The sequence below is a fragment of the Candidatus Delongbacteria bacterium genome (assembly GCA_041675285.1).
In the GTDB taxonomy this organism is placed as follows: Bacteria; CAIWAD01; CAIWAD01; order CAIWAD01; family CAIWAD01; genus CAIWAD01.
The window spans coordinates 62,021-73,982 of the sequence record JBAYTZ010000004.1 but is presented as its reverse complement, the minus strand read 5'-3'; the positions used below and the strand labels follow the sequence as shown (position 1 = coordinate 73,982).

9 protein-coding genes are annotated in these 11,962 nt (G+C 66.2%); 5 read left to right on the top strand and 4 right to left on the bottom strand.

Annotated features, from left to right (window positions below; all coding sequences use genetic code 11):
* The first annotated feature begins 70 nt into the window (after positions 1–70).
* Both tnpA and WC326_05295 read left to right on the top strand, forming a co-directional pair.
* On the top strand, positions 71–523 hold the full coding sequence (gene tnpA / locus WC326_05300) for an IS200/IS605 family transposase (protein ID MFA7330475.1): 453 nt from the start codon (positions 71–73) through the stop codon (positions 521–523).
* A gap of 533 nt (positions 524–1,056) precedes the next feature.
* A complete protein-coding gene (locus tag WC326_05295) occupies positions 1,057–4,575 on the top strand; it encodes a S8 family serine peptidase (protein MFA7330474.1) in 3,519 nt (1,172 codons plus the stop codon).
* Positions 4,576–4,694: 119 nt separating this feature from the next.
* Here the strand turns inward: WC326_05295 and WC326_05290 are convergent, their stop codons facing one another.
* From WC326_05290 to WC326_05275, 4 genes are all read right to left on the bottom strand, one after another.
* Complete coding sequence (locus WC326_05290) at positions 4,695–5,327, bottom strand: HAD family phosphatase (protein ID MFA7330473.1); 633 nt, start codon at positions 5,325–5,327, stop codon at positions 4,695–4,697.
* A gap of 139 nt (positions 5,328–5,466) precedes the next feature.
* Complete coding sequence (locus WC326_05285; GenBank protein ID MFA7330472.1) at positions 5,467–6,684, bottom strand: ABC transporter permease; 1,218 nt, start codon at positions 6,682–6,684, stop codon at positions 5,467–5,469.
* Entirely contained in the window at positions 6,681–7,433 is a 753-nt protein-coding gene (locus WC326_05280; GenBank protein ID MFA7330471.1) for an ABC transporter ATP-binding protein, read from the bottom strand. Before WC326_05280 ends, WC326_05285 begins: the two co-directional genes overlap by 4 nt.
* Positions 7,434–7,435: 2 nt before the next feature.
* Positions 7,436–8,770, bottom strand: a complete 1,335-nt coding sequence (locus WC326_05275) for an efflux RND transporter periplasmic adaptor subunit (GenBank protein MFA7330470.1) — start codon at positions 8,768–8,770, stop codon at positions 7,436–7,438.
* Between the two features lie 476 nt (positions 8,771–9,246).
* Between WC326_05275 and WC326_05270 the strand changes: the two genes are divergently transcribed.
* The 3 genes from WC326_05270 to WC326_05260 all read left to right on the top strand — a co-directional run bounded on the left by WC326_05270 (position 9,247) and on the right by WC326_05260 (position 11,956).
* The gene (locus WC326_05270) at positions 9,247–10,905 is read left to right on the top strand and encodes a PPC domain-containing protein (GenBank protein MFA7330469.1); all 1,659 of its coding nucleotides are present in this window, start codon (positions 9,247–9,249) and stop codon (positions 10,903–10,905) included.
* Positions 10,906–11,331: 426 nt separating this feature from the next.
* Positions 11,332–11,628 carry a DUF6516 family protein gene (locus WC326_05265; protein MFA7330468.1) on the top strand — a complete coding sequence of 99 codons (297 nt, stop codon included), beginning with the start codon at positions 11,332–11,334 and terminating at the stop codon, positions 11,626–11,628.
* Positions 11,609–11,956: a DNA-binding protein gene (locus tag WC326_05260; protein MFA7330467.1), complete on the top strand. Its 348-nt coding sequence runs from the start codon at positions 11,609–11,611 to the stop codon at positions 11,954–11,956. Before WC326_05265 ends, WC326_05260 begins: the two co-directional genes overlap by 20 nt.
* The last annotated feature ends 6 nt before the right edge of the window (positions 11,957–11,962 follow it).

Genomic DNA, 11,962 nt, shown 5'->3' with positions numbered 1-11,962 from the left:
CGTGGCGAGTCCGCTATCGGGGCATCGTCCCGATAGCCCCACAGCACAGTCAAGCGCAAGGAGATCGAAGATGTCTCAATCGCTTGCCCAGATCCTGATACACCTTGTCTTCAGTGCAAGAGACCGGGAAGCCTGCCTGGAAGAACACATCCACGGACGGCTGCAAGCTTATCTCGTCGGGATTCTGCGGCACCTGGCTTGTCCACCACATGCTGCCACAATCCAGCCTGACCATGTCCATTTGGTGTTCGAGCTGGCGCGCACACGATCCATCGCCAAGGTTGTGGAGGAGCTGAAGACCGGATCCAGCAAGTGGCTCAAGCAGCAGGATCCGGCCTTGACCGAGTTTTCCTGGCAGGATGGCTACGTCGTGTTCTCCGTCAGTGAATCCCGCCTTCGTTCGCTCATGCTCCGTCTTGCCGCGCAGCGGCGATACCATGCCGTCAGTAACTACCAGGATGAGCTGCGCATGCTGCTGGCAGCTCACGACATGCGCTTCGATGAACGCTACTTGTGGTCCTGATCAGGCCTGGTATCGCCCCGATGGGGCGATACCCTGATCCTTCATCTCCACCAGTGTGAAGTGCTGCGCTCATGAAGGGATCCATTGGCGAACTCCCCACTGCGGAGCTTTCGCGCCACCCACGAGCTTCCCGGTTGGCTCAACGTTCATTTCTTCACAAGCCCGCTGAAGCTTGTCGCAGTGGTCTGCTTTCCGGACTCTGTTCCTTCGTGATCGGCCCAACCGCTCGCCCACACACAGCACACACAACGGGTATCGAGCTTCCCGCTTCCCGCTGCGCCCATTCGAGGCGGGCGGAGCGCGAATCTCGAACCCGGCAACAACAAGGGGGATTCTTGAAATCCACGGTTCGTCACTTCAACGCCTGCCGTCTGGCAATCCTACTGGGAGCAGGCATCCTGTCGGTTCCGGCGCGTTCCTGGGCCGAGGCCCCAGAACGTCCGGCGGAGGGGTATTACGCCCAGCCCCGAGTGGAGTTTTCTTTTAGCGCTGAGGCGGCCGTCAGCCTGAATGGCGAGGACTTCACGAGTCCCATGAAGTGGGACTACTCCGATGTGGAGACGCTGCTGCGCGAGACCGGCGCCTCCCAGTGGAAGCGTCTCTTCAGCGAGCACAGTCCCGAGCAGCTCGACCAGCTGCGCAAGGCGGGCGAGGCTCGCCGCGGGATCAAGCTGGCCAATCTCAACAACTGGTACACGGTGGTTCTGCCCAGCGACGAGGCCGCCGTGGAGCTCGCCGCCCGGCTGGCCAAGAACCCGCGCATCCGTAGCGCGTCGGTCACGCCGCTTCCGGTGATGTTCGCCGCCGACATCGCGCCGGCCACGCCCAATTGGCTGGCCAACCAGGGCTACCAGGCCGCGGCGCCCGCTGGCACGGGCATCACCTCCGCCTGGGCCATGCCCGGCGGCAGCGGCCAGGGAATCCGCGTCCTGCACTGCGAGGGCGGCTGGGTGCTGGATCACGAGGATTACGACCTGACCTACACGGGTGGCGGCAATTCCGGCGATTCCGGCTGGTGGAACCACGGCACCGCCTGCGTCTCCATCCTGGGCGCGCGCAACAACGGCTACGGCGTGACGGGCATGACGCCCCTCCTCGATGGCCTCTTCAGCCACGGCATCATGGACGCCGGCGGACCCGCCGCCTGGATCGCCTCCATGGGTTACCTCAACGTCGGCGACGTGATCTCCGCCAGTTGGGGCTACAGTGGCACGCCTGTCCCCGGCCAGGTCTGCGTCTGCAACTGCGGCCAGTTCGGCGGCGTCCCCGCCGAGGCCAACCAAGCCGACTTCGACGCCATCCAAACGGTGACCGCCAACGGCTACATCGTGGTCAATTCCGCCAGCAACGGCTCCATGCCGCTGGACGACGCCTTCTACGGCGGCGCCTACAATTTGAACGTGCGCGACAGTGGCGCCCTGCTCATCGGCGCCATCGATCCGGGCGGAAATCCTACCTGTTGGACCAACCACGGCAGCCGCGTGGACGCCCACGCCTGGGGCAGCGCGGTCTACAGCGCCGGCTACGGCGACCTGTTCAGTGGCGGCGGTGACACGCGCCAGTACTACACGAGCAGCTTCGGCGGCACCTCGTCGGCTTGTCCCATCGTCTCCGGTTGCGTGGCTGCCACGCAGGGCGCGTTCAAGAGCGCCACGGGCACGGTGCTGGACGCCTGGCAGTTCCGCTCCCTGCTGCGCACCACCGGCACGCCCCAGACCGGCAGCTTCTCCAAGCTCATCTCCAATCAGCCCGATGTCCCCCAACTGATCGCGGCGGCCCTGGCCCTGACCCCGGACGGCACGCCTCCGGTCATCGCCCACATGCCGTTGGGCAACACGGCGGACAACGTGGGTCCCTACGCTGTCAGCGTCACTTTGTCGGACGCGTCCGGCATCGCGGCGGCGGACCTGCACCACCGCGTCGACGGCGGAGCGTGGAGCAGCAGCCCGCTCAGTCCTTCCGGTCCCTCCTGGGTGGGTTCCATTCCCGGTCAGCCCGCGGGCAGCGTGATCGACTACTACCTGACGGCCACGGACGGCGCCGCCCTGCCCAACACGGCCACCAGCGCCACCTGGACCTTCACCGTGCTCGCCAGCGCGGACGGCATCGTCCTGCTGACGCCCTCCGCCAGCCCGCTCTCCGGCGGCACCGAGTGGGCCACGGCTCTCACCGCGGCCGGCTATGACGGCACCATCATGAACGTGGACAACCTGGACGGCGTGATCCTGGGGCCGCAGACCGATGCGCTCATCGTGCTGCTGGGCATCTACTCCAGCAACTATGTGATTCCGGCAGGCAGCGCCATGGCCACCGCCATCGAGTCCTTCGTCAACGCGGGCGGCAAGGTCTACCTCGAGGGTGGCGACAGTTGGGCCTTTGACCCCATCTATAGCGGCGGGCACAACTTCAACGCCCTGTTCGGGTTGAATGGCGATTCCGACGGCGGCGCGGACCTGTCCAATGCCACCGGCCACGGCCCCCTCGCCGGCAGCTGGACCTACACGGGCGCCAACAATTGGATCGACCGCCTGAGCACTGCCGGGGCGTTCCTGCTCCTCAGCAACGATGCCGCCGGTTACAATTGCGGCTACTACCAGACCGGCCCCCGCACCACCGCGGGCGTCTCCTTCGAGCTGGCCGGCTTGAGCGGTTTCCAGCCGATCATCGAGACCCTGTTCGGCGAGGCCCTCTTCAACGTGCTGCCCGGTTACCTGGCGGTTTCACCTCCCTCCTTGAGCGGCACAGCCATGGAAGGCGGCGCGGATTCCGAGACGCTCACCCTGACCAACACCGGCCACCGCACGCTGAACTGGAACGTCAACGCCGCGGCGCAGCTCTTCGCCAACGCGCCGGCGCAGCTCGTGCATGAGCCGCGGGAGCTGGCCAAGGGCGAGGCCGATCCCCGCCCGGGCGCGGTGATCACGGCCGTCGGTGGTCCCGACCCCTTCGGCTACGTCTGGAGCGACAGCGACCAGCCCGGCGGACCCGCGGTGAACTTCCAGGACATCAGCGCCACGGGCACCGCCCTGTCCTTGGGTGACGACGTCAACCAGGGGCCCTTCTCCCTGGGCTTCCCGTTCACCTACTATGGCCTTGTGTTCGGCGATGTCCGGATCTGCAGCAACGGATTCCTCAGCTTCGTTTCCACCATCAACACCTTCATCAACCAGCCGCTGCCCAGCGGCGGCGAGCCGCAGGCGGTCATCGCCCCCTTCTGGGACGACCTCAACCCCGGCGTGGGCGGCACGGTGCATGTCCAGGCCTTCGCCGACCGCTTCGTGGTGCAGTGGACCGGCGTGCCGCATTTCTCCAACTCGGGGTCCTACACCTTCCAGGTGATCCTCCACGCCGACAACTCCATCGAGTTCCAATACGGGGCCATGGGCGAGGTGACCAGCGCCACGGTGGGCATCGAGAACATCGACGCCAGCATGGGCCTGCAGGTGGTGTTCAACGCGCCCTACCTGCACAACGACATGGCCATCCGCCTTGCGCCGTGGACCGGTTTCTCTGCAGTGGCCGGCACCTTGGCACCCGGGCAGAGCACCAACCTGGATGTGTCGATGAGTGCGGTGGCCCTCACCGCGGGCGTCTATCACAGCACGGTCCAGGTGAACACCAACGAGCTGCCGGGCTCCGTGTCCGTTCCGGTGGAGTTCACGGTCACGCCCGGCCCGCGGGCGCCGGCGCAGGTCACGGGACAGCAGTTGATCCGATTGACCACCTATGAGGACTATGGCTACGCCGATTACGTGCTGGATTTCCCCGACGTGACGCAGGATGTGGACGGCAACCCGCTCAGCGTGGACTCCTATACGTTCTACTACAGTTATAACCCCTATGCCCCCTTCCCTGCCGGCTGGAGCTATGCCTGGTCCAGCGCGACCAGTGAGTTCTACTTCGGTGTGAGCTTCTATCCGCCCTTGTTCTTCCGCGTGACGGCCCACGACACGGATGGCGTGCTGCTCGCATCTCCGCAGGCCGAGGGCGCGTCGACGCTTCCCGTCTCTCCGTCCGGACTGCCGATCCTCGTTTCGCAACCGCGAGACTAGTCCGGTTCCAGAGGCGCAGCCTCGACATTCGCAGCTACAAGACCGGCCCGTCGCGAGACGGGCCGGTTTTCGTTGGAGGTGATACCAGGATGCACGGGGGGGCCCGGGCCCCCTGCAGGTCACAGCACCGTAGGCAGTTCCGTGATGCTCTCCAGCACGTGCCGGGCTCCGGCAAACGCGCAGCGACGGGTCAGGTCCGTGGGCACCACGACGCAGGCCAGGCCGGCGGCCAGCGCCGCTGTGAGCCCGCGTTCCGTGTCTTCAACGACCAGGCACTCCGCCTTGCGGAATCCACTGCGCTCCACGGCCAGGAGGTAGGGTTCGGGATGGGGTTTGCTGTGGGTGTAGTCGCCGTTAGTCAACACGAACTGGAAGTAAGGCAGGAGACCGGACGAGCGGTGGATGATCTCGAAGTGCTCCCGCTCGGAGCTGGTGACAATCCCCATGGTGTAGGAGCCGTGCAAGGCCTCCAGCACCTCGCGGACGCCGGGGATGACCAGCGGCTCCCGGCCCAGCAAGTCGCTGTAACGCGCGTTGCGCTCCTGGCGCATCCGGTCGATGGCCGCTGGCGGGAAGCCCCGTTCCGCCGCCAGGTGCCACGCGCCGGTTCCCTGCACCATGAACCACTCCAGGTACTGCGCCGGGGTGAGTTCAATGCCTGCCTGGCCCAGCACCTCCCGGGTGGCCTGGAAGTAGAGTCGTTCCGTGTCCACCAGGACACCGTCGTTGTCCCAGAAGATCGCCTTGATCACCCGCTTGCCTTCCCCTGGGAGGTGGAGTCAAAGCTGGTGTCTGGCATCATGCCTGACACCAGCTGGTCGCTTTGTCTCGCGGATCCAACATGCGGTTCACTTGGAAAGCCTACGTCGCCCGCAGCGCTCCCGCATCCGCCTATTCGTAGCGCAGCGCCTGGATGGGATCCAGCGCCGCCGCCTTGCGCGCCGGGTAGAAGCCGAAGAAAATGCCCACCGCCGCGGAGAAGCCCAGGCTGATGGCCACCAGCTGGGGCGTGATCACCGTCTCCCAGCCCGTGAACTTTTCCAGCAGCGCCGAGCCGCCGTAGCCCGCGGCCACGCCGATCAGGCCGCCGAACAGGCTCATCACGATGGCCTCGATCAGGAACTGCAGCAGCACGTCGCCGCCCCGCGCCCCCACGGCCATGCGAATGCCGATCTCCCGCGTGCGCTCCGTGACGCTCACCAGCATGATGTTCATGATGCCGATGCCGCCCACCAGCAGCGAGACGCCCGCGATGGCCGCCAGCAGCAGGGTCATTACTTCCGTGGCGCCCTCGGCCGTCTCCGCCAGTTCGTTCTGGTCGCGCACGGTGAAGTCGTCGTCGTCGTAGCTGGCCAGGCCGTGGGTCTCGCGCAGGATGGCCTTGGCTTCCGTCAGCGCGGCGGGCACGTCGGCCTTGTTGTCCGTGGCGCCCAGGATCATCGGGATGAACTGCCGGCCCGCCAGGCGCGTCTTCACCGTGGTGTAGGGCGCCAGGATGGTGTCGTCCTGGTCGCGGCCTTCCGCCGTCTGGCCCTTGGGTTCCAGCACGCCGATGATCTCGAAGGGCACGTCGCGCAGGATGATCTGCTGGCCCACGGGATCCTGCTCGGCGAACAGGTTGTCCACGACGGTCTTGCCCAGCACGCAGACCTTGCGCATGGCCCGCACTTCCGTCTCGTCGAAGAGCCGGCCCGAACTCACGTCCCAGTTGCGAATGGCCGCGTAGTCCGCCGAGACGCCGGAAACGCCCACGCGCCAATTGCCCGAGCCACCCACTGCGTGGGCCGGCGCGACGATCAGCGGCGAGACGGAACTCAGCCACATGCTCTCGCGCGCCAGGGCCTCGGCGTCCGTCAAGGTCAGCCGGTTCATGCTGCCCGCGCCCTGGCTGACCCCGCCGCTCCGGCTGGCGCCCGGCGTGATCACCACCAGGTTGGAGCCCAGGCTGTCGATGCGCGAGCGGATCTGCTCCTTCGCGCCCTGCCCCAGCGCCACCATCACGATCACAGCGGCCACGCCGATGATGATCCCCAGCATGGTCAGCAGCGTGCGTGTCTTGTTCTTGCGAATGCTTTTAAGGGCGATGCGGATCAGCACCCAGGTGTTCATTCCTCCACTCCCGCGGGCAGGGCCCGCAGTTCGGCCACGGCGTCGCGCCGCGCCTCCACCGGCTGATCGCGCAGAATCCGGCCGTCCCGCAGCTCCACCAGCCGCCCGGCGCACTCGGCGATGTCGTGCTCGTGGGTCACCAGCAGGATGGTCATGCCCGCCTGGTTGAGTTCCTGGAACAGCGCCATCACCTCCAGGCTGGTGCGCGTGTCCAGGTTGCCCGTGGGCTCGTCGGCCAACAGCAGGGCCGGCTGCATCACCAGCGCCCGGGCGATGGCCACGCGCTGCTGCTGCCCGCCGGAGAGTTCGCTGGGTTGGTGCTGCATGCGGTCGGCCAGGCCCACGCGCTCCAGCGCCGTCCGGGCCAGCTTGACGCGGTCCACCTTGGGTCCGCGCCGGTCGTAGAGCAGAGGCAGTTCCACGTTGTCCAGCGCGCTGGTGCGGGCCAGCAGATTGAAGCCCTGGAAGACGAAGCCGATCCGCGTGTTGCGGATGTCCGCCAGCTGGCGGCGGTTCATCTCGTCCACACGCAACCCGTCCAGCCAGTAGCGGCCGCTGCTGGGGCGATCCAGGCAGCCCAGCAGGTTCATCAGCGTGGACTTGCCCGAGCCCGAGGCGCCCATGATGGCCAGCATTTCGCCCGGGTTCACGCTCAAGTCCACGTGGCGCAGGGCGTGCACGGCCGTGTCGCCCTCGGAGTAGGTCCGCGTCAATTCCTCGATCCGGATGACCGCCCGGGAATCCGCCATCGTTACATGCCTCCGCGCGGCGGACCGGACATGCCGCCGGACTGGGTGGTCTGGAAGGGACTCTTCGCGGCGCCGGATCCCGCCTCGCCGCTGATCTGGCCGGCGATCACCTGGAGACCCTCCGACAGGCCCTCACCGGTCACTTGCGTCTGCTGCCCGTCGCTGAGGCCCGTGGTGATGCGCAGCGGGCGCGGTTTCTGATTCTCGCCCAGCACCCAGAGCACGGCGGCGCCCGGTTTGCGCGCGGTGGTGGAGCGCGATCCGGCGATGCTCGCCGCCCCATGGGGATCCCCGCCCGCGGCCGAGACGCTGCGCTTCCGTGTCACGCCGCTGCCGGAATCCTGCTGCGTCGTGGCGGCGGAATCCGCGCCCTTCTCCGCCCGGGCTTTCTGGCGGGCGGCCCGCAGCTCGGCCAGCAGCTCCTCGCTGGGCTTGAAGCGCAGCGCCGCGTTGGGCACAGCCAGCACCTGGCTGGCCTTGTCCACGATGAAGTCCACCGTGGCCGTCATGCCCGGCATGAGCTGCAGGTCGGCGTTCTCCACGTCCACCACCACCGTGTAGTTGACCACGTTCTCCGTCGAGGTGGGCTGCAGGCGGATCTGGCTGACCTGGCCCTTGAACTTCTTGTCCGCCCAGGCCTGCACGGTGAACTCGGCGGGCTGCTGCAGCTGGATGCGGCCGATGTCGCTCTCGTCCACCGAGGTCAGGATCTGCATGCGCGTCAGGTCCTCGGCGATGAGGAAGAGCTGGGGCGCGGAGAGGCTGGCGGCCACGGTCTGGCCCACGTCCACCTTGCGGTCGATGATGATGCCCGAAACCGGCGCCGTGATCTTGGTGTACTCGAGGTTGCGCCGGGCCCGGTCCAGGCCAGCCCCCGCGCTGCTGAGCGCGGCCTTGGCCTGGGAGAGCGCCAGCCGGGCGGAGCGCAGATCCGTGTCCGAGAGACTGCCGCTCCTGGCCAGGGACTCGGACTGTTCCAGCAGATATTGCTTGTAGTCCAGGTCAGAGCTCGCCCGCTGCAGCTCCGCCTCAGCCTGGACGGCCGCCTGCTGCAGCATGGTGTCGTCCAGCCGTGCGATGAGCTGGCCCTTTTTCACATGGTCGTTGAAGTCCGCCAGCAGCTCGACGATCTGCCCGGAAACCTGGGTGCCCACTTCCACGGTGCGCGTGGCCCCCAGGGTGCCGGTGGCGCCCACGGTGGCGGTGATGTCGGCTTTGACCACGTCCACCATCCGCCAGCCGGACTCCTCCTGCTTCTTTCGCGATCCCAGCCAGTAGAACAGTCCGGCCGCCACAACAGCCAGGGCCACCAGGCCAATCAGCAGGCGCTTGAACATTCGAGGGTCCTTTGCATTCGACTCGGACAACAGGGCTCAGACGCGGTCGGTCCCGCGAGCATTCCCTCACGGTCCAAGGTACGGTGCGCAAGCGGTTCGGCGGTTGCCCGGCCAGCGGTGTCTGGCACGAGGCCTGGGATGAAGGACGGTCTCGCGTGACCTGTTCTTCCGCCAGCACGTCGTGCGCTCCGCCTGCCCGCCCGGCGAAAGGTGCGCGAGCCTGAACCTCAAACCCACCAGCGCCCCAGTCAACGGCGACGCTCGACCCCAAGCCGTGGAAATGTGTCCGGAATCCGTCGGCATCAACACCCTGATTACCCAGGCGAAGGGTCTGGCTCGCCCTTCCAGTGGGCGCGCCGCGAAGGAACATCAAGACCGTCAATGAATTTCGAGACCCTTGATTTCATCCAGAATCGAGGCGCTCTTGGCTTGCATCTTGCCACGGCCCCACCAAAAAATTCTGTCCCAGAGGTTCCATGCGCCACCTGATCTCCCTGCTTGCGATGCTGAGCGCGTTCGCCACCATCTCCCAGGCCGTGCCGACGACTCCCTCCGACAGCGGTTCGAGGCACGAGCTTCTGCGACACCAGGTCCTGTTGAACAGCGACCCGCACCTTGCCAACCCGTCCCAGGCAGCGCGCGACAACCGCGTGCTTTGCGACAACGCCTTGCCCTTCGGCTGTAATTGGGCCATCAACGGCGGCTCGGTCGAATCCCAGAACGGCAACGTGTGGGAGAGCTACCTGAACTGGGGGGACACGGGACCCGAGGTCATCTACCAGCTGGAGCATATCGGTGGACTGCTCACCCTGCAGCTGAGAAGCACGGATTCCGACCAGTTGGACCTGATCCTGCTCAATGCCTGCGGCGAGACCGCCTGCGTGGCCCAGCCCTGGTGGCTGGGCAGTTGGGAGACCATTTCCGTCGAGGTCCCCGCCGGTACCTATTACGTGGTGGTGGACGCCTACAACTGGGACGGCAATCCCTACACCTTCACCCTCACCTCAAATTGCCCCGCGGAAAGCCCCTGTTTCTTCACGCAGCCGCTCGCCTGCAACGACACCCAGCACGGCACCAGCGACAGCTCGCCCATTGGCAACGTGTGGGGCGAGTATCTCTTCGGCGGCGAGACCGGTCCGGAGAGCGTCTACGAAATGACCCACCCCGGCGGGTTGCTCACGCTGCGCCTCAGTTCCTCCACCAGCGACCAACTGGACCTGATGCTGCTCAGCGCCTGCGATCCCGACAGCTGCCTGGCTCAGCCCTGGCTGGTGGGTAGCGATGAGATCATCTCCGGCACATTCCCCGCCGGCACCTACTACGTGGTGGTGGACGCCTACAACTGGGACGGGAACAGCTACGACTTTTACCTGGAAAGCGGCACCTGCTACCCGGCGGCGAGTACCAGCTGCCACCACATGAGCACGCAACAGGTCCTGACCCTGCCGGATCCCCTGGGACAGGCGCAGGCCTACTATCAGTTCTTTCTGCCGGAGCAGGCGGGCTGGGTGGCGCGCGTGCTGCTCAACATCAACAGCCAGAATTGGGGCAACCAGGCTGGTTGGCTGAAACTGACGCTGTGCCGCCCCGACGTGGAGGGCTGGTATGGCACGCCCGGCGGACCGTGGCTCGAGATGGGCACGCTGTGGTTTGGCACTGATTGGCTGCCCCAGGGTTGGGCGGAGTTCGACATCAGCTCGCTGGGCTTCGACGTCCAGCCTGGCGAGGGCTTCTGGGTCAAACTCGAGTACGAACCGTTGATGCCGGGCCAACAGCTCAGCTTCTACGCGGGCGGCGTGGGCGGCTACGAAGGCTTCAGCTCCTTCTCCGACGGGGCGACCTGGGACAACTGGTGGTCCAGCGGCTACGACTTCTTCGACGAACTCAACCTCTGCGTGGAGTACTCCACCGCTTGCGATGGCATCCCGCTCACCCTGGAGATGGATGGGGGATCGGCACGGCTTGGCTGGCCGCCGGTGCAGGGATTGGTGCAGATCTGGGCCTCGGCCGAGGCCTACACGCCAGGCACCCTGCTCAGCGTCCAGCCCGGCGAGGCCATGTCCTTCACGGATGAGAACGCACTGGCGGCGGGCCGCCGCTTCTATCGCGCCGTGCATGTCTGCGGGGGCAACTGACGGCCGGAAGCTCTGGCCGAGATGCCGCACCAACACGTCACAAGTCACAATGGAAGCGGCCCGCTCACGCGGGCCGCTCTCGTCATGGATGTGGAGAAGACCGTGCGGCGGTGCGGTAGCTTCCAGCCCGGACCAAACGCCGGCAGCCCTACACCCACAGCCGCCTGGGCGTCCACACGGACAAGTTCTTGGTGAGTGGTCTGAATTGGACAGAGACTGCCCAGGATCCGGTCATCCCCTCGACTGTCCCGGAACGGAGACAGTGCGTCTGGACCCTCGCTGTTCCCCGGCGCCCATCCTCTGTTCGCAAGAGCGCAAGCGACACCTTTCCACCAGTGGGCATGAGGAGGAAGACGCTTGCAGCCTGCGTACCAGGAGTCGGATTTTCCATTGACATGGCCCCCCAGTGTTGGTATTTACTCCAACATGAAGGCCAAGCTGCTGCTCCAGCGTCGCGTTGTGACGAGCGTCAATTCCTTTGTGGAAATCGTCGTCTGGCGCCTGCCTGAGCCCTTGCCTCCATGCGCCCACCCGTTGAAGTACCGGTTGGCACTGGTGGTGGAGGAAGTGTGTGTCCTGCGCTACGACAACGAGCGCGGCAAGGGCGATCACCGTCACGAAGGGCGGACTGAGGCAGCCTATAGCTTCACCACGCCCGAACGCCTGCTGGCGGATTTTCTTGCCGATGTGGAAAGGTGGAACCATGAACACGGTCGTGCTTGAGGTCGTGCCCCTGGCGGAGGTGCTGGCACGCAGCGCCAAGGCCATGGCCACGGGCAGGGGCGAGCGGGAGGCCCGCATCTCTTTCGCCACGCCCGAACTACTGTGGGCGGTGCTAAGTGCCAAGCGCTGGGAGCTGATCAAGCAGCTCTGCGGTGCCGGTCCGCTCCCCATCCGCGAGGCCGCCCGGCGCCTGGGACGGGACGTCAAAGCCGTGCATGGCGACGTCAAGGCCCTGCTGGAGGCAGGCATCCTGCAGCGCGTGGCGGATGGGCGCATCGTCTTTCCCTACGACGCCATCAAGGTGGAATTCCTCCTGCGGGCGGCCTGAGGCCCG

What these genes read in the sequence shown, in the direction of transcription:
- tnpA (MFA7330475.1), top strand. Translation starts at nt 71, where the DNA reads ATGTCTCAATCGCTTGCCCAGATCCTGATACACCTTGTCTTCAGTGCA.
- WC326_05295 (MFA7330474.1), top strand. Translation starts at nt 1,057, where the DNA reads ATGAAGTGGGACTACTCCGATGTGGAGACGCTGCTGCGCGAGACCGGC.
- WC326_05285 (MFA7330472.1), bottom strand. Translation starts at nt 6,684, where the DNA reads ATGAACACCTGGGTGCTGATCCGCATCGCCCTTAAAAGCATTCGCAAG.
- WC326_05280 (MFA7330471.1), bottom strand. Translation starts at nt 7,433, where the DNA reads ATGGCGGATTCCCGGGCGGTCATCCGGATCGAGGAATTGACGCGGACC.
- WC326_05275 (MFA7330470.1), bottom strand. Translation starts at nt 8,770, where the DNA reads ATGTTCAAGCGCCTGCTGATTGGCCTGGTGGCCCTGGCTGTTGTGGCG.
- WC326_05270 (MFA7330469.1), top strand. Translation starts at nt 9,247, where the DNA reads ATGCGCCACCTGATCTCCCTGCTTGCGATGCTGAGCGCGTTCGCCACC.
- WC326_05265 (MFA7330468.1), top strand. Translation starts at nt 11,332, where the DNA reads ATGAAGGCCAAGCTGCTGCTCCAGCGTCGCGTTGTGACGAGCGTCAAT.
- WC326_05260 (MFA7330467.1), top strand. Translation starts at nt 11,609, where the DNA reads ATGAACACGGTCGTGCTTGAGGTCGTGCCCCTGGCGGAGGTGCTGGCA.